The 23,540-nt window shown below is 63.8% G+C and carries 21 protein-coding genes and 1 pseudogene; 13 read left to right on the forward strand and 9 right to left on the reverse strand.

Annotated elements, in window-relative coordinates; translation table 11 throughout:
• The 3 genes and pseudogenes from KVT37_RS27795 to KVT37_RS27805 form a co-directional block, all read left to right on the forward strand.
• Positions 1-744: pseudogene (locus tag KVT37_RS27795) on the forward strand (MmgE/PrpD family protein); the annotation flags it as partial.
• 53 nt (positions 745-797) lie between these two features.
• Positions 798-1,418 carry an alpha-ketoglutarate-dependent dioxygenase AlkB gene (locus KVT37_RS27800; protein ID WP_217578269.1) on the forward strand — a complete coding sequence of 207 codons (621 nt, stop codon included), beginning with the start codon at positions 798-800 and terminating at the stop codon, positions 1,416-1,418.
• A gap of 79 nt (positions 1,419-1,497) precedes the next feature.
• On the forward strand, positions 1,498-1,908 hold the full coding sequence (locus KVT37_RS27805) for a hypothetical protein (protein ID WP_217578221.1): 411 nt from the start codon (positions 1,498-1,500) through the stop codon (positions 1,906-1,908).
• 241 nt (positions 1,909-2,149) lie between these two features.
• Here the strand turns inward: KVT37_RS27805 and KVT37_RS27810 are convergent, their stop codons facing one another.
• From KVT37_RS27810 to KVT37_RS27845, 8 genes are all read right to left on the reverse strand, one after another.
• Positions 2,150-2,584, reverse strand: coding sequence for a hypothetical protein (locus tag KVT37_RS27810; protein WP_217578222.1), 435 nt, complete (start codon positions 2,582-2,584; stop codon positions 2,150-2,152).
• 571 nt (positions 2,585-3,155) lie between these two features.
• Positions 3,156-3,947, reverse strand: a complete 792-nt coding sequence (locus KVT37_RS27815) for a sugar isomerase domain-containing protein (protein WP_217578223.1) — start codon at positions 3,945-3,947, stop codon at positions 3,156-3,158.
• A gap of 22 nt (positions 3,948-3,969) precedes the next feature.
• Positions 3,970-4,734, reverse strand: a complete 765-nt coding sequence (locus KVT37_RS27820) for a GntR family transcriptional regulator (protein ID WP_217578224.1) — start codon at positions 4,732-4,734, stop codon at positions 3,970-3,972.
• Positions 4,731-5,603, reverse strand: a complete 873-nt coding sequence (locus tag KVT37_RS27825; RefSeq protein ID WP_217578225.1) for an ROK family protein — start codon at positions 5,601-5,603, stop codon at positions 4,731-4,733. Before KVT37_RS27825 ends, KVT37_RS27820 begins: the two co-directional genes overlap by 4 nt.
• On the reverse strand, positions 5,600-6,343 hold the full coding sequence (locus tag KVT37_RS27830) for a PIG-L deacetylase family protein (RefSeq protein WP_217578226.1): 744 nt from the start codon (positions 6,341-6,343) through the stop codon (positions 5,600-5,602). The genes KVT37_RS27825 and KVT37_RS27830 overlap by 4 nt, the downstream gene beginning before the upstream one ends.
• On the reverse strand, positions 6,340-7,179 hold the full coding sequence (locus tag KVT37_RS27835; RefSeq protein WP_217578227.1) for a carbohydrate ABC transporter permease: 840 nt from the start codon (positions 7,177-7,179) through the stop codon (positions 6,340-6,342). The genes KVT37_RS27830 and KVT37_RS27835 overlap by 4 nt, the downstream gene beginning before the upstream one ends.
• Positions 7,176-8,108: a carbohydrate ABC transporter permease gene (locus KVT37_RS27840; RefSeq protein ID WP_217578228.1), complete on the reverse strand. Its 933-nt coding sequence runs from the start codon at positions 8,106-8,108 to the stop codon at positions 7,176-7,178. Before KVT37_RS27840 ends, KVT37_RS27835 begins: the two co-directional genes overlap by 4 nt.
• 44 nt (positions 8,109-8,152) lie before the next feature.
• A complete protein-coding gene (locus tag KVT37_RS27845) occupies positions 8,153-9,424 on the reverse strand; it encodes an extracellular solute-binding protein (RefSeq protein WP_217578229.1) in 1,272 nt (423 codons plus the stop codon).
• 322 nt (positions 9,425-9,746) lie between these two features.
• Here KVT37_RS27845 and KVT37_RS27850 point away from each other — a divergent pair, with 322 nt between their 5' ends.
• From KVT37_RS27850 to KVT37_RS27870, 5 genes are all read left to right on the forward strand, one after another.
• Positions 9,747-11,039: an ABC transporter substrate-binding protein gene (locus tag KVT37_RS27850; RefSeq protein ID WP_217578230.1), complete on the forward strand. Its 1,293-nt coding sequence runs from the start codon at positions 9,747-9,749 to the stop codon at positions 11,037-11,039.
• 38 nt (positions 11,040-11,077) lie between these two features.
• Complete coding sequence (locus KVT37_RS27855) at positions 11,078-11,968, forward strand: carbohydrate ABC transporter permease (RefSeq protein ID WP_217578231.1); 891 nt, start codon at positions 11,078-11,080, stop codon at positions 11,966-11,968.
• On the forward strand, positions 11,965-12,822 hold the full coding sequence (locus KVT37_RS27860; RefSeq protein WP_217578232.1) for a carbohydrate ABC transporter permease: 858 nt from the start codon (positions 11,965-11,967) through the stop codon (positions 12,820-12,822). The genes KVT37_RS27855 and KVT37_RS27860 overlap by 4 nt, the downstream gene beginning before the upstream one ends.
• A gap of 119 nt (positions 12,823-12,941) precedes the next feature.
• A complete protein-coding gene (locus KVT37_RS27865) occupies positions 12,942-13,802 on the forward strand; it encodes a bifunctional 2-polyprenyl-6-hydroxyphenol methylase/3-demethylubiquinol 3-O-methyltransferase UbiG (RefSeq protein ID WP_217578233.1) in 861 nt (286 codons plus the stop codon).
• Positions 13,803-13,993: 191 nt separating this feature from the next.
• Entirely contained in the window at positions 13,994-16,618 is a 2,625-nt protein-coding gene (locus KVT37_RS27870) for an EAL domain-containing protein (RefSeq protein WP_217578270.1), read from the forward strand.
• A gap of 48 nt (positions 16,619-16,666) precedes the next feature.
• Here KVT37_RS27870 and KVT37_RS27875 read toward each other — a convergent pair whose 3' ends face one another.
• Positions 16,667-17,851: a Gfo/Idh/MocA family protein gene (locus KVT37_RS27875; protein WP_217578234.1), complete on the reverse strand. Its 1,185-nt coding sequence runs from the start codon at positions 17,849-17,851 to the stop codon at positions 16,667-16,669.
• 184 nt (positions 17,852-18,035) lie between these two features.
• On the opposite strand from KVT37_RS27875, the gene KVT37_RS27880 reads away from it, so the two are divergent.
• From KVT37_RS27880 to KVT37_RS27900, 5 genes are all read left to right on the forward strand, one after another.
• Complete coding sequence (locus tag KVT37_RS27880) at positions 18,036-18,935, forward strand: MurR/RpiR family transcriptional regulator (protein ID WP_217578235.1); 900 nt, start codon at positions 18,036-18,038, stop codon at positions 18,933-18,935.
• 173 nt (positions 18,936-19,108) lie between these two features.
• A complete protein-coding gene (locus KVT37_RS27885; protein WP_217578236.1) occupies positions 19,109-19,891 on the forward strand; it encodes an SDR family oxidoreductase in 783 nt (260 codons plus the stop codon).
• The gene (locus KVT37_RS27890; RefSeq protein WP_308642786.1) at positions 19,888-21,417 is read left to right on the forward strand and encodes a mannitol dehydrogenase family protein; all 1,530 of its coding nucleotides are present in this window, start codon (positions 19,888-19,890) and stop codon (positions 21,415-21,417) included. Before KVT37_RS27885 ends, KVT37_RS27890 begins: the two co-directional genes overlap by 4 nt.
• A 19-nt stretch (positions 21,418-21,436) precedes the next feature.
• Positions 21,437-22,348, forward strand: coding sequence for a sugar phosphate isomerase/epimerase (locus KVT37_RS27895; RefSeq protein WP_217578237.1), 912 nt, complete (start codon positions 21,437-21,439; stop codon positions 22,346-22,348).
• A 91-nt stretch (positions 22,349-22,439) separates the two neighbouring features.
• On the forward strand, positions 22,440-23,474 hold the full coding sequence (locus KVT37_RS27900) for an ABC transporter substrate-binding protein (RefSeq protein WP_112126413.1): 1,035 nt from the start codon (positions 22,440-22,442) through the stop codon (positions 23,472-23,474).
• The last annotated feature ends 66 nt before the right edge of the window (positions 23,475-23,540 follow it).

Genomic DNA, 23,540 nt, shown 5'->3' on the forward strand with positions numbered 1-23,540 from the left:
TCGGCCCACAATGCCCTGACCGCGGCCTGTCTGGCCAGCAACGGCTCCAGGGGCGCAGAACGGATACTCGAGGGAAGGAAGGGCATGGCCGCCGGCATGTCCAGCGATGCTGATCCCGCCCGCCTGACTGACGGCCTCGGCAGCCGCTGGGCAACGGAAGAGACATCGTTCAAATGGCATGCCTCCTGTCGGCACACGCACCCCGCCGCCGATGCCCTCCAGCTTCTCATGCGCCGTGAAGGGCTTGGGCCTGACGACATCGCGGAAGTCGTCGCCAACGTCCACCAGGGAGCCATCGACGTGCTGGGCGCGGTCGACGTTCCGCAAACGGTCCATCAGGCCAAGTTTTCGATGGGCACGGTTCTGGGGCTGATCGTCGTCCACGGCGTCGCCGACCTCGACGCCTTCGAACACCAGGCGCTTGCCGATGCGCGGATCGCGGCTTTCCGCTCGAAGGTGCGTATGGAATTCGACATCGAGGTCGACACGCTCTATCCGAAACAATGGATCGGAAAAGTGGCCGTCGCGACCGTCGATGGCCGCAAGCTCTTCGCCCGCGTCGACGAACCCAAGGGCGACCCCGGCAACACGCTTGCCAGGCAGGAACTGGAAGCCAAGGCCATGCGCCTCGCTGAATTCCGAGGAGGCGCCACCGCGGATGAGATGCGCGCCTGTATCGCCCGGATCTGGGATCTCGATCGGCCAGGCAGTTTTGCGGACATACTCCGCATCGCGCCGGCCTAAGCGCTTTATTGACGACCGCTTGCGCAATTGCTCCGATTGCCTATTTGAGCCGCATGCCGTCAGTCAAAAACCGAACCGCCAAGGGCGCCTTCCAGGGCGATCTCTTCGGCGCGCCCGCAAGCCTGCCGCCCGCAAGTCTGCCGGAAGGCTTCTCCTACCGGCCGGACTTGATCGCCCATGACGAGGAGCAGAATCTGGTCCAACACATCCAGAGCCTGCCCTTCAAACCGTTCGATTTTCACGGTCATCTAGCCAACAGGCAGGTCGTGGGCTTCGGTCTGCGCTACGACTACGAGCGCCGCCAGGTCGTCGAGGCGCCGGCGATACCCGAATTCCTGCTGCCGCTTCGCGCCAAGGTCGCCGATTTCGCGGGCGTCCAAGCCGCCGCGTTCGCGCAGGTGCTGATCAACGAGTATCGCCCGGGCGCCGGCATAGGCTGGCACCGGGACAAGCCGCATTTCGAACTTGTTGCCGGCGTCTCCCTGCTGGCGCCGTGCGGCTTCCGGCTGCGCCGCAGGAACGGCGCCGCATGGGACCGTGCAACGATCGAGGTCGAGCCCAGGTCCGCCTATCTCATGGCGGGTCCGTCGCGAAACGAGTGGGAACACTCCATCCCGCCTGTCGACCGACACCGTTATTCAGTGACCTTCCGGACAATACGCGACTCTGGCTAGCCGCACCGGCGACTGTCCGGGAACCATCGTCCCGCCCAGGGGGTTGTGTCGTCAGATTTCGAGATCGAAAGGAAAGACGATGCGCATGTTGACGATGGTCCTGACGCTGTCGGCCATGACGCTGGCGCAGCCCGCTTCTGCTCAACGCGCCGATCCGCAGCCGCCACAAGCACCGCCTCCGGCCCAGGAGCCCATCCCCGGCCAGCCTGTCCCCGACCAGGCTCAGCCTGATCAAGGCGACGCCGCCCAGAACGTCACCAACATCGTCGTGGTGGCGATCGAGGACCTGCCTTCGGAAGTGAAGACGCAGGCCGAAGCCATAGTCACCAGGACGACGGCCAAGGAACTGGCAAAGCTGCAGAACTCCGTCGACGCCTCGCCCGAGGCGACGTCGGTCCTGCGCGCCAATGGCCTCAACTCTTCACAGGTCGTTGCCGCCAACATCGATGGCGACGGCACGCTGACGCTGATCATCCAGACGACGGCATGACCGGTCGGACCCGACGGGTGGCCGCGCAAGCTGAAGAGGGAGCGCGGAGCAACGCGCCCAAGTCTTCATCGCTCTCCCGCCGAGGTTTCTGGACCGGCGCGATTGCCGGCGTCGAGGCCATCGCCGGAGCAATTCCGGGAAACGTGCGCAGCGGTTTCTGTCCGGAATTGCGTCAAACAAACCGGAATTGCATCAAGCAAAAAGGTAGAGCGGGTGCCGTCTCGATGCACGGCGAACCGTTCTAATGCATGAACACCGCTCTCAGCCAGGCGAGAATGCCTGCGCCCGGCGAGACCGCCGCGCGCACGCGCGACGCAGCCCAGCGTGCCGGCATGTTTGCGCCGACATGGCAATGGCATACGACCTCATGCAGCTGCCAGTCGCTCATTTCGAAGAAGCGCCTGGCTTCGCCGTAGCTGTCGTCCCGCAGGCCTTGCGCGCGAAAGATCGGATCCGCGAAGGCGACTGCGATCGCCGATCCGTCGGTGCGCATTCTTTCGCGCACGTCGGGCGAGGCATATTCGGTGCCCGACAGCGCCGTCAGGCGAAGGTCGGGATTTTGTTCGAGTAGCTGCGCCCAGCGTTCGAGGCGCTGGCCGCGATTGGCGATGAGAGCCGGTGCTTCGGCTTGAACGTCGGCAACGGCGTTGATTTGGTCAAGGGTTTGGTGCTTCACGGCCGTCTCCTGTATCGACAGATGATCACCCGCCCGCAATGGGAATTAAGGCGCCGCCCGACGCCGGCAAGAGCCGCACAGGCGCGATAGAATCATTTGATCATTACCCGCCGCCGGCGCGCGGCGATATCATGTTGGAACCATCCGCGAGCGCGACCGTTCTGCCAGCTTGCGCCGCCGATCGCTGCCCGACAAAGCGCCGGGGCTGCGGCGATCACTTCCACCATTTCAGGTCGCATCCCGCTTGTTGGGATCGCAACAGAGCTTGCCTAGAGCAGTTCCAGGAAAAGTGTAATCGGTTTTCCGTCAGGAACTGCGTAAAGACAAAGGCACCGAGCGGAAGGAAAACGATGGCTATTCTCCCCAATCCGGACCCGACGCCCACGCCGGTGCCCACGCCGCCTATCCCGGAACCCAAGCCGATGCGCGAGCCGGATCCGGACCGGCTTCCCGATGAGGAGCCGATCCCCAATCCCGATGAGAATGACGCGCCGCCCAGGCATTCGGAAGCGGGTGCGGCGCTGGCTTTTGAGGGAGGGAGGCGCCGGACACGCCTCCCGTCGCCCGCTGCTCACTCCCCGCGCATCGTCGCCTGGAAGGTCGGCAGGTGCTTCTTCTGCGCCTCGATCATGCGCTCGCGGTAGACGCCGTAAATGACGTCGGTGTCGTGCAGCGTCACGCCGGCAATGGTCGGCGAGGCGAAGACCGGCAGCTCGATGCCGCGCTTCGACAATTGCTCGGCCGTGCGCGCCAAAAGCTCATGCGCCATGACCATCGCCAGCACCGTCGAGGAGCCCGACACCGGCCGGCTCCAGCCTTCGATCGGCACCACCGCGTCTTCGATCGGTGAGCAGGTGTCGATGACGACGTCCGCCGCGTCCGCCAGCCGCTTGCCGGAAGAGTGCGTGGCCGGCTTGTCGAGATTGTTCTTGCTGGTGACGGCGACGACGAAGATGCCGCGCTTCCTGGCATAGAGCGCGGTGTCGATGCCCGACGAGTTGCGGCCGCTATGGCCGAAGATGATGATGGAATCGCCCTTGTTCAGCGGCTGATGATCCAGGAACTTTTCGGCGTATTTCTCCGTCCGCTCCAGCCAGAGCAGCTCGCGCACGCCGCCGGCGCCGAGCACGTTGTGCCACATCACGCGCGGGTCGGTCAGCGGGTTGAAACCGACGAAGCTGCCATAGCGCGGGAACATCTCCTGCGCCGGCAGCACCGAATGGCCCGAACCATAGAGATGGACCAGCCCGCCATTTTCGAGCGTGTCGGCGAAACGGCTCGCCGCCTGACTGAAGGCTTCTTCATTGGCCTTCGATGCCTGTTCGAGCAGAGCGGTGAGGCGTGGGATATAGAGATCGGACACTTCGGTACTCCTGTTAATCGTGTCAGCTTCTGGTGTTCGGGCGGCCGGCGCGCAGCGTCGAGCGGATTTCGTAGCGGTCGCCGCGCATGACCGAGACGGTGAATTCGAACGGCCCGCGCTCGTCGATGGTGATGCGCTCGACGACGAAGGCGGGACTGCCCTCCGGCAGCTCCAGCAGTTCGGCGTCCGCCGCGCTGACGGCGCCGACGCGGTAGTTCTCGCGCGCCTCGACGGGCACGATGCCGTATTGCCGCTCCAGCGCTTCGTAGAGCGAGCCCTTCAGCAGACCGGCATCGAGGAAGCCCGGCACGCGCGCTGCCGAAAGCTGCGCGGTCTGGATGCCGATCGGTTCGTTGTTGCCGAGCCGCAATCGGCGGATGCGCACGATCGGGTCGCCCTCCTCGATCTCCAGCGCGCCGGCGGCCGCGGTATTTGCGGTGGTCAGGCTGCAGTCGAGCAGGCGTGAACCGGCGACCACGCCGATATTGCCCATCTCCTGCGTGAACGAGGTAAGCTCGCGCGTGCCGGCGACCAGCGTGGTGGAGCGCACAAAGGTGCCCCTGCCGTGCTCGCGCCTGAGCAACCCGCTTTCCTCCAGATTGCGCAACGCGTGGCGCAAGGTGATGCGGCTGACGCCGAACAGCGCGCAGAGCCGGTCCTCGGCCGGGATCTGGTCGCCGGTCGCCCATTCGCCGCTCTTGACGATGGCGCGGATCGCCTCCTCGACCTGGTACCAGAGCGGCTCCGGCCGCCTGCGGTCCGGCTGCTGAAAACTTGCTTCGCTCATCGGATCTGCCTCCACCCGTTTCCAGCCTGGCCGGCAAGCGCGGCGCCCACCAGGCCGGCGCGGGAGCCGAATTCTCCAGGCTTGAGTTCGATGCCGCGCAGATGCGGCGGCAATTGGCGCCGAAGCGCCACGAGCAACGGCGGCGCGATCACTTCGAGCGCATCGGCAAGACCACCGGACACCAGGATGACGCCTGGATCGAGCAGCCCGACGGCGCCGGCAAGCGCGGTGCCGAGCTGGCGCGCCGGCACCTCGAGCAAGGTCTGCGCCGCAAGGTCGCCTGCCTTGGCGGCCGCGATCAGCTGGCGGCTGTCGGCGAGCCCGATCTGGCCGGCAAGGGCGTCGAGCGCCCGGCCGGAGGCAACGCGCTCCAGCCAGCCGCTGCGCTCCTCGCCATGGTCCTTGATGTCGGCGCAGGCCCAGCCGAACGAGCAGGCGCCGCCATGCGCGCCGGCGACGATGCGGCCATTGGCCAGCACCGCCGAGCCGATGCCTGTGCCGATCGCGAGCAGGATCGCGTCGGAGACATCCTTGGCCGCGCCCTCGGCTGCTTCAGCAAGCAGCGCGATCTGCGCATCGTTGCCGACCGCGACGCTCATGTCGGGAAACAGCGCCGCGATGTCGACGCCGTCGAGCCAGGGCAGGTTCGGGATCCAGCGGCAGACGGACCCTTCGACCAGACCCGGCACGGCAAGCCCGAGCGCTTTGGCGTTGCCCATGGCCGCAAGCGCGCCGACACGCGCGACGAAAGCGGGGAGATTGTCCGGCGCTAGCTCGCGAACCTGCTGTGCGAGTGCAGCGACATTGCCTATATGGATAGCGGCGCGCAAATTGGTGCCGCCGAGATCGATGGCTAGAACCCGCGTCATGTCTCGCGGCTCCGATCCGCGGCCGGCGGCGCAAACAGTCCGCTGCCGGCATTCCAGGAATGCGAGGCGGCAGCGAAAGCTTGCGCATGGCGTGTGCCGCGCAGGCAGCCGCGCAGCCGGTAGAGCGCGCTGTAATAATCGACATAGGGAAAGCTGCTTAAGCCCCGCGCCAGCTCGTATTCCATCACCGCTTCCTGCCAGGCATCGAAGCCGGCGCTGACATCGACAAGATGCTCGGGCCGAAAACCTTCGTCGTCCTCCCAGTTCTCCCCGAACAGCAACAGCTGCGGCGTATGCGCCGGATGGGCGCGCTTCAGCGTCGGCAGCGCCGAAAAGAAGATACCGTTCTGGGTGAGATGCGCCGCCGTGCGATGGTCCTTGTGCCAGCTGCCGTGCCAGTGGGTGATGACGACCTCCGGCCGCACCTCGCGGATCACGTCGCAAACCTGCAGGGCGGTGGCGTTGTCGTTGGGCAGGAAGGCGTCGCGCAGCTTCATGGTGCGCATTTCCACACCGAGCCGCGCGGCGGCCTTCGCCGCCTCGTCCTCCTTCTGCGCCGAATAATGGTCCGGGATCAGGCAGGGATGGCCCTGCTCGCCCATCGTCAGATGCAGGAAGGTGACCTGGGCTCCATTCCTGGCGGCGGCCGCCGCCAGCGGTCCGGCGATGACCTCGGCGTCGAAGGCATGCGCCCCGACGACCAGGATCGAGCGCGCGGCATAGACCTTGTCCTCGATCATTTCATGCCTCCCCCGGCGCCGACGCCCTCGCGAATCTGGCGCGCCAGCAAACAATACATGATCAGGATCGGCGCCATGGAGATCGCCAGCGAAGCGAACACCAGGCCCCAATCGGTGCGGAACTGGCCGACGAACACGCTGATCGCCAGCGGCACGGTCTTATAGCGATCGTCGAAGATGAAGATCAGCGGGAAGAAGAAGTCGTTCCACACCGCGATCGCCGTGAAGATGGCGACGATCGACACCGCCGGCTTCACCATCGGCAGCACGATCTGGAACAGGATGCGCGCCTCGCCGGCGCCGTCCATGCGCGCCGCCTCGTCGAGTTCGGACGGCAGCACGCGCATGAAATTGGCGAAGATGAAGACGGCGAAGGGGATGCGGATCGCCGAATAGACCAGGATCAGCCCGGTGAGAGAATCGAGCAGGCCGAGATTGCGCATCAGCGTGAACAGCTCCACCGAGGCAAGTCGGATCGGCAGCATGATGCCGGACAGGAATAGGCCGAGCATGATGCCGTTCCAGCCGAGCCTGTAGCGGCTGAGCGGATAGGCGGCCATCGCCGAGACGACGATGGTGAGGATCACCGCGCCGCCGGTGACGATCAGGCTGTTGATGAAATTGTGGCCGAGATCGGCCCGCGTCCAGGCGCGTACGAAATTGTCGAAGGCAAAGCTTTGCGGCAGGCCGAGCCGGTTGTCGTAGATCTCGGCCGTCGTCTTGAAACAGGAGACGACGAGGATGTAGAGCGGCAGCAGCACCGCCGCGGTCCACACAGCCAAGATGATCCAGCCAGGCAGCCGCGCCAATCTCTGCGGGAAAATGACGGCGCTCATAGCTCGACCGTCCGCTTGTCGAAGAAGCGCAACATCAGCAGCGTGCCGATGCTGAGGACCAGGAACAGCATGGTGCCGAGCGCCAGCGCCAGCCCGATATCGGTGATGCCGACGGCGCCCTCGGCGCCGAAGGCGAGCCGGTAGAAATAGGTCACCAGCGTATCGGTCGAATAGCTCGGATTGCCCTGCACGCCCTGCATCACATAGACGATGTCGAACTGGTTGAAGGTGTTGATGAAGGAGAGCGTCGTCAGCGTGCCGAGCGCCGGCATCAGCAGCGGCAGAGCGACGGAATAGAGCATGCGCGCATTGCCGGCGCCGTCGAGCTTCGCCGCCTCGAACACCTGCGGCGAGATCTGCCTGAGACCCGCCGTGTAGATCAGCACCGGCAGGCCCATCCAGTTCCAGGCGTCGACGGCAATCAGCATGCCGAGCGCGGTATGGCTGTTGCCGAGCACGGTCAGGCTGCCCTGGTGCAGGCCGAGCCCGTTCAGCGCCCATTCGACGATGCCGCCCGGCGCGAGCAGCAGCCGCCACAGCGCGCCGACGATGACCGGGCTTAACACCGCCGGAAAGAAGAACACCGACTGGAAGAAGGCGGAGCCCCTGTTGCGCAGGAAGAGCAGCCAGGCGAACAAAAGGCCGAGGCCGTTCTGCAGCAGCATGATGCCGAAGAACCACGCGACATTGTGCCAGAGCGCGCCGTAGAGCCGCGCGCCGCTCGGAAAGACGAACAGGCGCGAGAAGTTCGCGAGGCCCGCGAACTCCTGCGTGCGCATCCCCTTCCAGGCGAAGAAGCTGCCCCACAGCGACATGAGCAGCGGATAGAGCACGAACAGCCCGTAGACGGCCAAGGCCGGCAGGATGAACAGCACCGCCATGCGCTGCTGCGTGCGCTGGAGGCTGGTCATGCGGCGGAGCTTGGTCATGCGCTGCTCTGTAGGCTGAGATACCGGCAGATGGCCGGCACTCTTCACTGCTTGGGCTTGAACCAGGTGGCGACGGCGGCCTGCATGTCGGCCGCCAGCTTCTCCGGCGCGACATTGCCTTCGACCATATCGATGATCTCGGACTGCAGCACCGACGACGCGGTCGGCGCCTGCCAGCGAAAGCCGACCAGCGTCAGGTAAGGCGTCGAGTTCTTCGCCATCTCCATCATCTTGGCAAGCACCGGATCCTTGACGGTGACGTCAGTGCGGGCCGGCGGCCAGCCGAGCTCGTCGGCGAAGGCCTGCGCGAATTCGGCCGAGGCCATGTAGTTCAGCACCTTGGTCGCCGCTTCCTTGTTCTGGCTTTCCGACACGAGGCCATAAGAGCCGTCCGAGAAGGCGGAGGTGTAGAGCTTGGTCGAGGCGTCGTCGGCCGGGAACGGGAAGAGCGAGAATTTCAGCTTCGGGTTCTGCGATTTGAAGCTGCCGTTCTCGAACGAGCCGCCGAAGAACATCGCCGCCTTGCCGCCGATGAACTGCTGCGTGGCGGTGGTGTAATCGATGCCGGCGAAACCGTCGGAATAATAGGGCTTGAGCTCGGCGAAGCGCTTCAGCGCCGCGACATAGCGCGGATCCTCGAACGTCGCCTTGCCGCTCATCATCTCGTCATAGAAGCCGGGACCGTAAAGGGTCGGCCCGATGACGCCGACGCCGATCTCCAGCTCCCAGGCCGAGCCGTTGGCGCCGCCATTGGCGATCGGCGTGACGCCCGCTGCCTTGAGCTTCTCGCAGGCGGCGACGAAATCCTTGTAGCTTTTCGGGATCTCGATGCCTTGCACGGCAAAAATGTCCTCATTGTAGAAGACGCCCATCATCGGCACCGAATAGGGCACGCCGTAGAGCTTGCCGTCGGCGCGGCCGCGCGCGCCGCCAAGGGCTGCGTCCGGCATGTTCTTCAGTTCCGCCACGCTGTCGTCGAGCGCGTCGAGATAGCCGCCTTCGATGAAGGGCTGCAATTCGCCATAGGCCTTGAGCTGCGCGATGTCGGGTCCGCGGCCACCGCGCAACGCGGTGCTCAGGCGGTTCTGATAGTCGGCGTCGGGCGTGAACTGGATGTCGACCTTGATGCCGGGATTCTTCTTCTCGAACGCCTCGAAGATGCGGTTCATGGCGGCCTGGTCCTCGGTGCGCCAGCTCCACAGCGTCACCGTCGAGTCGGCGCGCGCCGGCAGCGTCGAAAGCGAGCCGGCGCAAGCGGCGGCGAGGCCGCCGATCAGGCCGAGCGCGGCGCGCCGGTGGATTGAAAGCATGCTCATTGCCGGTTCTCCCATTTTTTCGGTTTGAGGCACTCAGGCGGCGGTGACTCCGCAAGAGAGTCATACGCTTTTCGGCAAAGTCATTATAACGACATGACGGCATCCGCAAGAGACCTTAACGCCATGGACTGTTTCGCGGAGGCCGCCAACCTTATTGGGTGATAAAATGCAATAGATTGATTTATATGGATAATTTTAAAGCCGTCGCGAACGATTTTTGGCTTATAAAACGTAACCGAACATCCGCACGTAAGGGCTTGCGCGCGAGATCAAACTTGTCATAACGTCATCGCTCTTATCACGACTTGTGTGGAGGATGCCGATGTCGCTTGCCTGGCTCTCGAAGCTGACTGTCGCCGCGGGGCTCGTCGCCCTTCCCGCGACCGGCTGGGCGCAATCGGTCAACATCTCCTATCTGACGCATTGGTCGCCGGAGACGGTGGCGCTGCTCGAGGCGGCGGCCAAGGATTTTTCCAAGCAGAATCCCGATGTCGCCATCACAGTCCGCGCGGTCCCCTTCGGCGATCTCCTGACCACGCTGCGCTCGCAGGGCGGCTCGTCCGACGGTCCGACGATCGGCGGCATCTACGATCTGTGGCTGCCGGAACTGGCCAAGGACAAGCTTGTCGCCCCTGCCCCGGAAGCGGTTGCCGGTGAGGTGAAGAGCGCCTGGCCGGCGGGCGTCGTCAGCGCCGCCTCGGTCGGCGGCACGCTCTACGGCATCCCGAACGAGATCGACGTCTATGCGCTGAACTACAACAAGGAACTGTTCAAGGCGGCAGGCATCTCCGCCCCGCCCAGGACCTGGGCCGAATTCAAGGATGCCGCCGCCAAGCTGACCGACAAGGACAAGGGCCAGCAGGGCTTCGGCATGATCAACTCATGGGCGGCGGGCGTGGTCCATCCCTTCGCCTCGCTGCTCGTCTCCAATGGTGGCAACCTGGTCAAGGACGGCAAGCCGGCGCTGGACAGTTCCCAGGCCGGCGAGACCTTCGCGCTCTATGAAGACTTGATAAAGTCCGGCGCGAGCAATCCGGCGATGGCGACGGCCGACGCCAACACCACCGGTCCGTTCCTCGACAATTTCGTCTCCGGCAAGACCGGCATGATCATCATGGCGAACTGGTGGGAAAGCGCGCTCAAGACCGGCATGGGCGACAAGTTCGCCAACGTCGCCACGGCGCCCATCCCCGTCGGCCCGAGCGGCGACAAGCCGCATTCGATCTCCTACTCCTGGATGACCGTCGTCAACGCCAAGGCCGGCGCGGCCGAGCAGAAGGCAGCCTGGCAGTTTCTCGCCTGGCTGAACAGCCCGAAATCCGGCAGGAACGGCGCCTCGGCCATGTCCGACATATTGATGTCGATGGGCATCCTGCCGTCGCGGACTTCCGACATCGAGGCGCACAAGGACAAGCTCGGCTCGGAGTTCCTCTCCGGCTACGTCTCCGTGCTTGCCGATGCACGGCCCTTCCCGGTCGTGCTCGGCGGTCAGGAATTCTCCGAATCCCTGCAGCAGACGCTCGAGGCGTTGCAGTACGGCCAGGTCTCGGCCAAGGATGCGCAGGCGAACGCCGAGGCCGACGCCACGTCGATCCTGGAGCGCGCGGCGAAATAGGCTCGAGTCTTCGACCCGTAGCCATCGGAAGCAGGTGAATGGCCAAAGCTTTTCGTGCCTCGGCGGGCATCATGCTTGCGCCCGCCGTGACATTGATCGGCGTCTTCGTGCTCGTACCGATGCTGCTGACTGTCTGGCTGTCCTTCCAGGACTGGTCCACGCAGACGCCGTTTTCCGAGGCGAACTTCGTCGGCCTCGGCAATTTCCAGGAGATCTTCGGCGCGACCTCGGTCGGGCGCGATTTCAAGGCAGCACTTTTCAACACCGCGATCTACACCGCGTTGTCCGTCATCCTCATCCTGCCGCTGTCGGTCGTCCTCGGCCTGATGGTCTATCAGCGCGACGTCGCCGGCGGCACGGCGCTGCGCACCGTGCTGTTTTCGACCTACATGGTGCCGATGATCGCGGTGGCGCTGGTCTGGTCGAAACTCTATTCACCGAGCGAAGGCCCGTTCAACCAGTTGCTTGGCCTGATCGGCATCAGCCCGCAGCCCTGGCTCTCCTCGCCGCGCTCGGCCCTGGTCTCGATCGTGCTGCTCAATGTCTGGCAGCAGGTCGGCTATTTCACGGTGCTGGCGATTGCCGGGCTGACGCAGATCCCCGGCAGCCTCTATGAGGCGGCGACGCTCGACGGCGCCAACCGGCGTGAGCAATTCCGCTTCATCACGTTGCCGCTGCTGCGCCGCACGCTGCTGTTCAGCGCCGTCATCGCCATCATCAACGCCGTGCAGGTGTTCGAGCCGGTGGCGCTGATCACGCAAGGCGGGCCGGTCGGCTCGACCAATGTGCTCACCTATCATATCCGCCGCGTCGGCATCGAACGCGCGCAGGGCGGGCTGGGCTCGGCCATGGCCGTGATGCTGATGCTGTCGCTGATCGTCTGCGTTTCGGCGCTGTTTGCCTTCGTCAACCGCAAGGACAGCGAATGAGCACGGCAAGATCGCTTTCCCGCAAGCGCCCTTCGGGCCGCAAGGCGCTGCTTGCGACCGCCATGTTGCTGGTCGCCGTCGCCTCCGCCTTCCCGTTGGCCTGGATGGTGCTTTCCAGCCTGAAGACGCCGGCCGAGACCATGCAGGTGCCGCCGGTCTGGATCCCGCATACGCCGAGCTTCGAGGCCTACGAAAAAGTTGCCGGCGTCATCAATGTCGGCCGGTCAATGTGGAACTCGCTTGTCATCGCCTCGGTCACCACCGCAGGCATCCTGGTCACCAGCATGATGGCCGGCTATGCCTTCGCCAAATATTCCTTCCCTGGCCGTTCGCTGCTCTTTTCTGTGCTGATCGCCACCATGTTCCTGCCGCCGATCGTGACGCTCATTCCGCTCTACCGCATGGTCGGTTCGATGGGCTTGAGCGCCAGCCTGGCCGGCATCATCGTGCCCAACCTCGCCAACGCCTTCGGCATCTTCCTGATGCGCCAGTTCATCGCCGGCGTGCCGGACGAACTGATCGACGCCGCGCGCATGGATGGCGCCTCCGAACTGCTCATCCTTTACAAGATCGTGGCGCCGAGCGTCGCGCCGGCGATCGCCGCACTGGCGCTCTTCGCCTTCGTCTATCACTGGAACAGCTATCTGTGGCCGCTCACCGTGCTGCAGGGCAATGCCGACGCGTATCCGATCGTCATCAGCCTCAGCCGGCTGCTGAGCTACAACCGCGGCGCCGTCAACACCGGCCTGGTGATGGCCGGCGCGACGCTCGCCGTGCTGCCGCCACTGATCCTGTTCGTCTTCCTGCAGCGCTTCTTCGTCGATTCGATCGTGGGGTCGGCGATCAAGGGGTAGTTTTGTCGAGCCACCTCGCGCCGCGTCCCCTGCCATGCAGCGGATTGACGCGCCTGGCCTCTCACGGCATTGTTTATTAACCAGCTGTTAACCTTGCGGCTGAGATCGAGGGGGGCGACTTGGAACCGTTTTTGGACGCGAACCTCCTGAATTGGGATGATCGGGCCGAACTGCACGCGACCGACAAAACGGGCAGTTACCGCATCGAGAACGTGCTGGCTGGTGGGTCCAATCTCTATGAGCTGGAAACGCGCGAGGTCGGGGACATTTTCGGCAAGGACATCGTCCATCTGCAATGCCACATCGGTCTTGACACGATCAGCCTGAAGAACCTCGGCGCGGGCAGCGTGACCGGGCTGGACTTTTCACCAAGGGCGATCGCCGCAGCGCGGGATTTCGCATCCAAGGCAGGCAGCGACGTTCGCTTCGTCGAAGCGCCGCTTTATGAGGCGGTCGAAGCGCTCGACCGGACCTTTGATATCGTCTACGTCACCTGGGGATCGGTGAACTGGCTTGACGATGTCTTCCGTTGGGCGCGGGTGGTCGCCGATCTTCTGCGGCCTGGCGGCCGGCTCTACATGGCCGAGGGCCATCCCTTGATGTTCCAGTGCAATCGCAAGGCTGCCGCCCTCGAATTGAAGGACGACTGGCGAACCCCGGTGACGCGACCGCTCGTCTGGAACGAGCAGCGGACCTATACCGGCGATGAGCGGACCTTGAAGCATCCTCGGTATTATGAATGGATTCATCCAATCAGCGACGTGGTGAACGCGCTGATCGCCGCGGGGCTGACGCTCGATTTTCTCAATGAGCACGACACGGTTTCCTGGAAGCATTTTTCATTCGCGGTGAGGGCCGGCAAGGACATGTATGGCCTGCCCGAAAACGCTCCCAAGATTCCGATGGCCTATTCGATTGGCGCGACCAAGCGCGGCGTTGGGACGTATCGGATCGTCCAGAAGAAGATCGATAGTCACTAGCTCCGCTACGTGCCGGTTCTGGTGCCATTGTCCTATGCGCCCGTGTCCGAAGGCGCAAAAATTTTAAAGACTGTGAAGGCCAAAATTAAGTTATTGCGAACTAATATTCCCTTGATGAGGCTCATCTGGAGAGCCTGACATGCACAGGGAACATCGCTTTATTGGCTCTTGTCGCCAGCATGTTCGGCCGCATGAAACGGGCCGTCTTTTCACCGGCTAGGATTCCGGCGGCGATCGCGATTGTGGTTATTGCCGTATGCGCGATATTTGCGGATCATCAGAACAAGATCGTCTCGGATCAGGCTGTCCGCGCGGATGTCCTGGCCAAGGTCAATGTCATTCGCGCCAAGCTCGAAGGCAAGGTCAACGGCAACCTCCAGCTGGCGCGAGGACTGGTCGCTGCGGTCACGACCGAACCCTATATGGGACAGCAGCGATTTGCTGAGCTTGCCAGCAGGCTGTTCAACGAAGAGTCCCAGCTTCGCAACATTGCCGGCGCGCCTGACCTGGTCATTTCCCTGATGTACCCGATGGCCGGCAATGAGAAGGCCATCGGCCTCGACTACCGCAAGAACGACCAGCAACGCGCGGCCGCGCTGCGCGCGCGCGACGAGCGCAGGACCATTCTCGCTGGCCCGGTCGATCTGGCGCAGGGTGGACAGGCCTTCGTCGGCCGATTTCCGGTATTCGTCAAAAGCGCGGGCAATACCGACCGGTTCTGGGGCATCGTCTCCGCCGTCGTTGACGTCCAGCGCCTTTACCAAGCGAGCGGCCTCCTCGACAAGGATCTCGGGATTGACGTCGCACTCATCGGCTATGACGCCCTTGGCGCGAACGGCGCTCAGTTCTTCGGCGACGAACGCGTTGTCAAAAGCAATCCTGTGACTGCAGATGTTCTTTTTCCGTCGGGCTCCTGGCGGATCGCCGCCATTCCCAAGAACGGTTGGCCCGCCACTCCCGCCAACGCGTGGTTGCTGAGGGCGATCATGGCGGCGGCGGCCGCTCTGATCTTGATCCCTTTCCTGGCGGCGGGCCGCCTGATCAACGAGAGGCACCGAAACTATTGGGAACTGCATCGGCTGTCGCGACGGCTGGAACTTGCTCTGGAGGCGTCGGCCATCGGAGTATGGGAGCACGACCTCGAAACCAACGATCTCACCTGGGATGACCGCGTCAACGAAATATACGGCCGGGAGGCCGACGGCGGGCCGCGCGGATATTCGGATTGGGCCGGTGCCATTCATCCTGCCGATCTGCCTGGCGCGCTTGCGGACTTCGACAAAGCCGCGGCCGATCGCAGCACATATTCATCCGAATACCGGGTCGTTCGTCCGGACGGCGAAATTCGCCACGTCCGCTCCAGGGCGATCTTCTACCAGACCGCCAACAACTCGCCTCGAATGGTCGGCGCGGAGTGGGACGTGACGGCGGATGTTTTGCTGAACACCGATCTGGTTCGAGCAAAGCAACTGACCGAGTCGAAAAATACCGAACTTGAATCGGCCAAGGCGCGCATAGAACACGTCGCGCTGCACGATGCGCTGACGGATCTGCCCAATCGCCGCTATCTGGATCAGGTGCTGGAAGACTACGCGGGAAGGGCCAGGCTAAATGGTGGCCACGCGGCGCTGCTTCACATCGATCTGGACCGCTTCAAGCACATCAACGATACGCTCGGCCATGCGGCAGGCGACGCTATGCTGGTGCATGCTTCGTCCGTTCTCAAGTCCAACGTCGGCGACAGCGGTTTTGTCGCCCGGATTGGAGGAGACGAATTCATCGTGCTTTGCACAGTGCATGGCGACGTTGGCCAGGCCGCGACGCTGGCGGACAACATTATCGAGCAGATGCGCAGACCTGTTTATTACCACGGCCATCAATGTCGGTTTGGCGTCAGCGTTGGAATTGCGATCGACAATGACAGAGATACCGATGCCAGGCAGTTGCTGGTGAACGCCGATATTGCCCTCTACCGGGCAAAGCGACGGGGCCGCAACCGCCATGAATTCTTCACTGGAGAGCTGCAAAGCGAAATCGTCAACACGAAGAGAATTGCCGACGAGATTCTGGCAGGTCTCGAGCGAGACGAATTCATCGTGTTCTACCAGCCCCAGTTTGATGCAAAGACGCTGGAGATCGTCGGCGTTGAGGCGCTGGCGCGATGGAGGCATCCAGAGAAAGGGATTCTGGCACCTGAAGTTTTCCTGAAGACCGCCGAAGAACTGAATGTCGTGTCGGTAATAGACCGGAAAATCCTCCAGCAATCGCTTCTGGATTTTGAAGCGTGGTCCGCCGACAAGATCGGCATCCCGCGCGTATCAGTCAACGTTTCGGCCCGGCGCCTCCGGGATGAGGAACTCCTGAAAAGTTTGCGCGACCTCAATATCAGGAAGGGGACATTTTCCTTTGAACTCGTCGAGTCGATCTTCCTCGACAACAACGATGATCTGGTCACGTGGAACGTCGAGCAGATCAAGCAACTCGGCATCGACATCGAAATCGACGATTTCGGCACCGGCTATGCCTCCATTGTCAGCCTGCTCAAATTGCAGCCTCGCCGCCTGAAGATAGATCGCCAGCTGGTGGACCCCATCGTGAACTCACCCCAGCAAAGGCAGGTCGTTTCGTCGATCATCGAAATCGGCAAATCCCTGGGCATCGAAATCATTGCCGAAGGCGTCGAGACGATGAAGCACGCACGTGTGCTCAAAGGGCTTGGCTGTGACATATTGCAAGGCTATGCATTCGGGCGCGCAATGGATTCCGACGCGCTGAGGAGCTTCGTTCGAGCTCGTCGACTGCGCGCTGCAAGCTGATCCTGTTCGAAACCTCCGGTATCTCGTGGCGGCAAGATTTTGCGTGCCTCAGCGAAACCGCGCCGCCGTCCAGGCCCCACCCGTCGCGTTCGACTCCACCGCCGCCGCCACGAACTTCACGCCGCGCGCGCCGTCGACGACATCGGGTACCTGCGCCGCCCGCGCGGCATCGACCGTTCCGCCCGACCGATGCGCGCGAATGATGTCGGCAGCGTCGCGGTAGAAATTGGCGAAGGCCTCGATATAGCCCTCGGGATGCGCCGCAGGCATGCGCGACACGCGCCGGGCTTCCGCCGTCGAGCCATGGCCGCCGCGCAGCAGTGTGCGGGTTTCCTCGCCATAGGGCGAGAAGCGCAGTTCCTCCGGCCGCGAACCCGACCATTCGAGCCCGGCCTTCTCGCCATAGATGCGCACCAAAAGATCGTTGTAATGGCCGGGTGAGGTCTGGCTGGCAAGGATAGTGCCGCGCGCGCCGCCCGTCCAGCGTAAGAGCACATGCGCGTTGTCGTCGAGCCGCCGTCCGGGCACGGCGGTGAACAGGTCGGCGGAAACCGCTTCGGCCTCGAAACCGGAGATGAAGCTCGCCAGATTGAAGGCGTGCACGCCGATATCGGCGAGCACCGCGGATTGCCCTGCCCGCGCCGGATCGGTGCGCCATTCCGCCTGCTTCTGGCCGTCGGCGTCGATCGGCTTGGTCAGCCAGTCCTGGATATAGGCGCCATGCACCGACACGATGCGGCCGAGCTCGCCCGCCGCCACCATTTCGCGCGCCTGGCGCACCATGGCGTAGCCGGTGTTGTTGAGCGTGACGACGAAGCGGCGCTTCCTCGCCTTGGTCAGCGCCACCAGCGCTTCGGCCTCGCCAAGCGTCGTCGAAAGTGGTTTGTCGCAGATCACGTCGATGCCGGCCTCGAGGAAGGCCGTCGCGATCGGCGCATGCAAATGGTTGGGCGTGACGATGACCACCGCCTCGATGCCGTCCGGCCGCGCCGCCTCGGCCTTCGCCATGGCATGATAGTCGGCATAGCTGCGCTCGGGCGCGATGCCGATCTCGGCGGCTGAGGCGGCGGCGTTTTTCGGATCGGAGGACAGCGCGCCGGCGACCAGCGCGATCTGGTCGTCGAGCCGCATGGCAAGGCGATGCACGGCGCCGATGAAGGCATTGCGGCCGCCTCCGACCATGCCGACCCGCAGGCGTTGGCGCGAGATTCCGTCAGCGGTTGCATAGACCATGATTGCGATTATCCTCCCTGATTGGCGACCCGTTGCCGATGCCGCCTGCCATAATTTTTCGAATGATATTTCTATTTTTAATTTTGTAAAACTCTTGTGCCGCGATAGCGTTCTCGTGGTCCGGCCGATGGGCCGCATCCGGAGGGAGGTTCGGGGTGTTTCAAACCGTCTTTGGGTACGACGCATGAGCGGCCGGCGTGAAGTGGCCGACGAAGCGTCTGCACGCAGCCTGGAGACGGCGGCAAGAAAGCGGAGCCGATCGCTGGCGGCGCTTGGCTATACCAAGCCACAAACCTACGAAGAACTGCGCGCCGTGCTTTCCTCCGGCACCGTGCATTTCCCGAAGCGGCTTCGCCAGGTCGCGATCTTCCTCTGGCAGCATCCGAGCGAAGTGGCGCTGGGCACGATCGCGCAGGTGGCGGACCAGGCCGGTGTGCAACCCTCGACCCTGGTGCGTTTCGCGCAGATCTTCGGCTATTCCGGCTTTTCCGATTTCCAGGCCCTGTTCAAGGATCGCATGAAAGGCTCCTGGCCCGAAACCCAGGGAAGTCCGGAAAAAGCGGTGGAGCCCAACGCGCACCTGCATTTCCTCAACGGCCTGGTCGGCGCCTCGCAGGCCTCGCTCGGCCGCATCGGCAATACATTCGACATCGGCAGCTTCGAGACGATGATCGATCATCTGGCGGCGGCGGAGCTGATCTATGTCATCGGCAGCAAGCGCGCCTTCCCGGTCACCACCTATCTGTCGCTGACGCTGTCACAGCAGGGCGTGCGCAACGTGCTGGTCGACAATGTCGGCTCGACCGCGCTCGACCAGGTCGGCTGCATCACGCCGCGCGACGCCGTGCTCGCCGTCTCCTTCAGCCCCTATAATTCGATCACGCCGGACCTCGTCGCCGTCGCGCATGAGCGCAAGGCACGCATCCTCACCATCACCGACAGCACCTTTTCGCCGCTGGTGAAACTCTCCGACACCTGGCTGGAAGTGGTCGAGCAGGACTTTGGCGGTTTCCGCTCGCTTGCCGCCTCGCTGGCCGTCGGCATGGCCTTGGTCCACGGCGTCGTTGCACAGCGGACAGGCTGACAAGAGCAATTCCAGGAAAAGTGTGGAGCGGTTTTTCGTCCGGAATTGCGCAAGACAAGGAGATAGAGCGGTTCACCGGTTCCATGAAAACGGTGAACCGCTCTAGCGAGGTTGACTATCGGGAACTCTCGTTCCATATTTGAAAAAATGGAAACTTTGTTCCGGGAGGAGGAATGGAGGTTCGTCTCGACGGCAAGGTGGTGCTGGTTACCGGCGCGACGCAAGGCATCGGCCGGGCGATTGCCGAGATGCTTGCGCGCTCGGGTGCTGCCGGACTGCTGATCACCGGCCGGGACCAGAAGCGCGGCGATGCGGTTGCCGCCGAGCTGTCGGCCATGGGCACCGCCACAATCTTCGCTGCCGCCGATCTCGGCGATCCCAAAGCCCCGGCGCGACTGGCTGGGGCCTGTATCGAACGCTTCGGCCGCATCGACGGCCTGGTCAACGCCGCCGGCCTGACCGACCGTGCCTCCTTCGTCGACGCCACGCTCGACGATTGGGCATCGCTGTTTGCCGTCAACGCCCGCGCGCCGTTCTTCCTGATGCAGGCGGCGATTGCCGATATGAAGAAGCGCGGCCAGGGCGGCGCCATCGTCAATATCCTGTCGATCAACGCGCATTGCGGCGCGCCGGAGCTTGCCGTCTATTCCGCCACCAAGGGCGCGCTGGCGACGCTGACCAAGAACGCCGCCAATGCCCACCGCTTCGACCGCATCCGCGTGAACGGCATCAATGTCGGCTGGACCGACACCCCGGCCGAACGCGTCATGCAGGCCGAGACGCTGGGTCACGGTCCGGGCTGGCTCGACGCCGCCAACGCTGCCCAGCCTTTTGGCCGGTTGCTTTCAGTCAACGACATCGCCAACCTTGCCGTCTTCCTGCTTTCCGATGCTGCCGGCCCGATGACCGGTGCCGTGATCGACCAGGAACAGGCTGTGATCGGAGCCAACCGGTGAGGCGGTCCGAAAGCCTCGCACCTGCCCTGCTCGGCCGCCTTCCGTCGGCAGTTCGAAAGCCGGCTTACGATCGCGCGGCGCTCAAGCCCGGCATCGCGCATATCGGCGTCGGCGCCTTCCATCGCTGCCATCAGGCCGAATACACCGACGACCTGCTGGAGAACAGTTTCGACCGCTGGGGGCTGATCGGTATCAACATCCGCCCGCCTTTGCTTGCGGGGACGCTCGGCCGGCAGAACGGGCTCTACACGCGGCTCATCCGCGAGAACGACGAGGTCGAAGCGCGCATCATCGGCAGTATCGTGCGCGTTGTCGACAGCCAGGACGGCGCGGCGCCCGCGCTGGACGTGCTCGCCTCGCCCGAGATCGAAATGGTCACCATGACGGTGACCGAAAAAGGCTATTGCCACATCCCCTCGAGCGGCGCGCTCGACCTCGACAACCCCGATATCGCGCACGATCTCGCCAGTCCCGAGGCGCCGCGCAGCGTGCCGGGCATTCTGGCACGGGCGCTGGAACTGCGCATGGCCTCGCATGGCCGGCCGGTGACGCTGCTGTCCTGCGACAACATCCCGACCAACGGCGTCATCCTCGGCAATGTGGTGCGCGCCTTCGCCGAACGGCGCGGCGGGAAGCTGGCCGACTGGATCGAAGCCAATGTCGCCTTCCCCTCGGCCATGGTCGACCGCATCGCGCCGGCGACGAGCGCGGCCGATATCGGCACGGTCGAGCAGCGCTATGGCTATCATGACAGCGCCGTCGTCGTCGGCGAGCGTTTCCGCCAATGGGTGATCGAGAACCGCTTCGCCGGCCGCGTGCCGCGCTGGGATCGCGTTGGCGCGACCTTCATCGACGACGTCACCCCCTTCGAGCATCTCAAGATGCGGGTGCTGAACGGCGCCCAGACGACGCTCAGCTATCTCGGCGTTCTAGGTGGCTTCGAGCACACATCGGATGCTATCGCAAACTCGCTGCTGGCGAATTTCGTGCGCCGCATGCTGACCGAGGAAACGCTGCCGACGCTGATGGCCGTGCCCGGCATCGTGCCAGCGGCCTATGTCGAGCAGAGCCTTTCTCGCCTCGCCAACACCGCGATCCGCCACCGCAACCACCAGATCGCCACCGACGGCTCGCAGAAGATCGTGCAGCGCCTGCTGAACCCGATCCGCGACCGCCTGGCCAAGGGCGCCAGCATCGAACTCCTGTCGGTCCCCGTGGCCGGCTGGATGGCCTATCTGGTCAAGGCTTCGACGCGGTTCGGCCGCGCCTGGCAAGTGTCCGACCCGTTCGCAGAAAGAATTGCGGCGATTGCCGACCGCATCGGTTCTGACGGCAACGCACTCGCCGACGCAATCCTCGCCATCGACGCCATCTTCGATCCGCAACTGGCCGCGAACGCCAAATTCCGCGCGCATGTTGTCGCCGGCCTCGACGGCCTGCTCTCGAATGATCCGATGGGCTTGGTCAGACAAGTCTGTTCTGGGCCAACAGATGCGCGGTTGAAGCAGTCGGCTCGATCTGCATAGTTTGCCCCTGGGAGGCATCATGAAACTTGGACTGCTCACAGCACCATTTCCGGATACTCCGCTGAACGAGGTCGTCGACTGGGCGCGCTCGGTCGGCTTCGAAGCGCTGGAAATCGCCTGCTGGCCGAAGACTTCGAGCGCTGGCAGGCGCTATGCCGGCACCAGCCATATCGACGTGGACATCCCGGCCTCCGCGGCGAAGGACCTCGCCGCCGAGCTTACCGGCAGGGGCATAACCATCTCCGGTCTCGGCTTCTACCCCAACCCCCTGCATCCGGACCAGGCGCATCGCGAGGCTGTGATCGATCACCTGAAAAAGGTAGTCGTGCTGGCGAGCCGCATGGGGGTGACGCTGGTCAACACCTTCTGCGGCGGCGACGCCTCGAAGACCGTCGACGCCAATTGGGAGGACGCGCAAAAAGTCTGGCCGTCGATCATCGCCCATGCGCGCGAGCATGGCGTGAAACTCGCCTTCGAGAACTGCCCCATGATCTTCAGCTATGACGAATGGCCGGGCGGGCACAACATCGCCTACTCGCCTTACGTCTGGCGCCGCATCCTCGAAGCCTGGGGCGGCGATGTCGGCATGAATTTCGACCCTTCGCATCTCGTCTGGCAGATGATCGACAAGGAGCGCTTCATCCGCGAGTTCGGCGCAAACATGCTGCATGTGCATGCCAAGGACCTGATGATTGATCATGATGGTTTGTACGAGCGCGGAATCCTTTCCGCCGGCATAGGCTGGCAGGTGCCGCGCATGCCGGGGCTTGGCGACATCGACTGGAGCAGGATTTTTTCGGGCCTCTACCGGGCCGGATATGACGGGCCGGTCATCATCGAGCATGAGGACCGGCGCTTCGAGGGGACGGATGAAAAGGTGAAGCGCGGCTTCCTGCTGGCCCGCGACGTGCTGCGCCCCTTCATCAAATGACGAAGAGCTTGGCCCCGATAGCTTCGGCGCCCTGGAACTGAACTGAAAAATCGAACTGAACTGAAAAAAATCAATGTGGAGGAGTACTGACATGAAGAAACATCTGACCGTGGCCTCGCTGCTTGCCGGCGCCGCCTTGCTTGCCTCGGTGGGCGCCTCGGCCGCCGCCGGCAAGTACACGATCGGCATTTCCAACACCGTGCAGGGCAATGGCTGGCGCGAGGAGATGATCTGCGCCATGAAGGCACAGGCGCTCGCTTCCGGCGAAGTGGCGAAGCTCAACATCGCCCACCGCAACACCGACGCGGCCGGCCAGCTCGAGGACATTCGCAACCTGATCAGCGCCAAGGTCGACGCCATCGTCGTCAACCCGGCTGATCCGGCCGGCATCAAGGCGGGTCTGGAAGAAGCCACCAAGGCCGGCATCGTCGTCGTCGCCGTCGACCAGGCGGTGACCGAACCCTCCGCCTACATCATCTCCAACAACCAGGAACAATACGCCTATCTCGGCGCCAAGTGGCTGTTCCAGCAGATGGGCGGCAAGGGCGAGGTGTTCTATATGCGCGGCGCCGCCGGCGCTTCGGCCGACAGCGACCGCGACAAAGGTTTTAAGAAGGCGCTGGCCGAATTCCCCGACGTAAAGGTCGCACAGGAGGTCTTCACCGGCTGGCAGCAGGACCAGGCCAAGCAGCAGATCCTCTCCTTCCTCGCCACCGGCACGCCGATCAACGGCATCTGGACCTCCGGCATCGACAACGTCATCGTCGACGCGCTGGTCGAGCAGCAGGCGCCGATGGTGCCGGTCGTCGGCGCCGACAATGCCGGCTTCGTCGGCCAGCTGAACACGGTCAAGGGTCTGGTCGGCGCTGCCGTCACCAACCCCGGCTCGATCGGCGGCGCCGGCGTCACGCTCGCCTTGCAGATCCTCGACGGCAAGAAGCCAGCGCAGCAGACCGTGCTGGTCAATCCGGAACTCTGGGAAAACGCCACCGACGCAGGCAAGGCCAAGCTGAAGTCCGCCGCCGACCCGTCGCTCAGCCCCGAATGGCCGGTCTCGATCTCGATCCCGGACTGGACCACCTACACCAAGGACCAGATCGTCGCCTGCAAAGGCCCGGGCGAGTAAGCGTCGAGACGCCCTTCTGCCTTCTCCCCTTGTGGGAGAAGGTGGATCGGCGCGCTAGCGCCGAGA

The sequence above is a fragment of the Mesorhizobium sp. GbtcB19 genome (assembly GCF_019091085.1).
Taxonomy (GTDB): domain Bacteria; phylum Pseudomonadota; class Alphaproteobacteria; order Rhizobiales; family Rhizobiaceae; genus Mesorhizobium.

Coding starts and splice junctions, on each gene's coding strand:
- KVT37_RS27800 (WP_217578269.1), top strand. CDS start 798: ATGCCGTCAGTCAAAAACCGAACCGCCAAGGGCGCCTTCCAGGGCGAT.
- KVT37_RS27805 (WP_217578221.1), top strand. CDS start 1,498: ATGCGCATGTTGACGATGGTCCTGACGCTGTCGGCCATGACGCTGGCG.
- KVT37_RS27820 (WP_217578224.1), bottom strand. CDS start 4,734: ATGAGCGAAGCAAGTTTTCAGCAGCCGGACCGCAGGCGGCCGGAGCCG.
- KVT37_RS27825 (WP_217578225.1), bottom strand. CDS start 5,603: ATGACGCGGGTTCTAGCCATCGATCTCGGCGGCACCAATTTGCGCGCC.
- KVT37_RS27830 (WP_217578226.1), bottom strand. CDS start 6,343: ATGATCGAGGACAAGGTCTATGCCGCGCGCTCGATCCTGGTCGTCGGG.
- KVT37_RS27835 (WP_217578227.1), bottom strand. CDS start 7,179: ATGAGCGCCGTCATTTTCCCGCAGAGATTGGCGCGGCTGCCTGGCTGG.
- KVT37_RS27840 (WP_217578228.1), bottom strand. CDS start 8,108: ATGACCAAGCTCCGCCGCATGACCAGCCTCCAGCGCACGCAGCAGCGC.
- KVT37_RS27845 (WP_217578229.1), bottom strand. CDS start 9,424: ATGAGCATGCTTTCAATCCACCGGCGCGCCGCGCTCGGCCTGATCGGC.
- KVT37_RS27850 (WP_217578230.1), top strand. CDS start 9,747: ATGTCGCTTGCCTGGCTCTCGAAGCTGACTGTCGCCGCGGGGCTCGTC.
- KVT37_RS27855 (WP_217578231.1), top strand. CDS start 11,078: ATGGCCAAAGCTTTTCGTGCCTCGGCGGGCATCATGCTTGCGCCCGCC.
- KVT37_RS27860 (WP_217578232.1), top strand. CDS start 11,965: ATGAGCACGGCAAGATCGCTTTCCCGCAAGCGCCCTTCGGGCCGCAAG.
- KVT37_RS27870 (WP_217578270.1), top strand. CDS start 13,994: ATGAAACGGGCCGTCTTTTCACCGGCTAGGATTCCGGCGGCGATCGCG.
- KVT37_RS27875 (WP_217578234.1), bottom strand. CDS start 17,851: ATGGTCTATGCAACCGCTGACGGAATCTCGCGCCAACGCCTGCGGGTC.
- KVT37_RS27880 (WP_217578235.1), top strand. CDS start 18,036: ATGAGCGGCCGGCGTGAAGTGGCCGACGAAGCGTCTGCACGCAGCCTG.
- KVT37_RS27885 (WP_217578236.1), top strand. CDS start 19,109: ATGGAGGTTCGTCTCGACGGCAAGGTGGTGCTGGTTACCGGCGCGACG.
- KVT37_RS27895 (WP_217578237.1), top strand. CDS start 21,437: ATGAAACTTGGACTGCTCACAGCACCATTTCCGGATACTCCGCTGAAC.
- KVT37_RS27900 (WP_112126413.1), top strand. CDS start 22,440: ATGAAGAAACATCTGACCGTGGCCTCGCTGCTTGCCGGCGCCGCCTTG.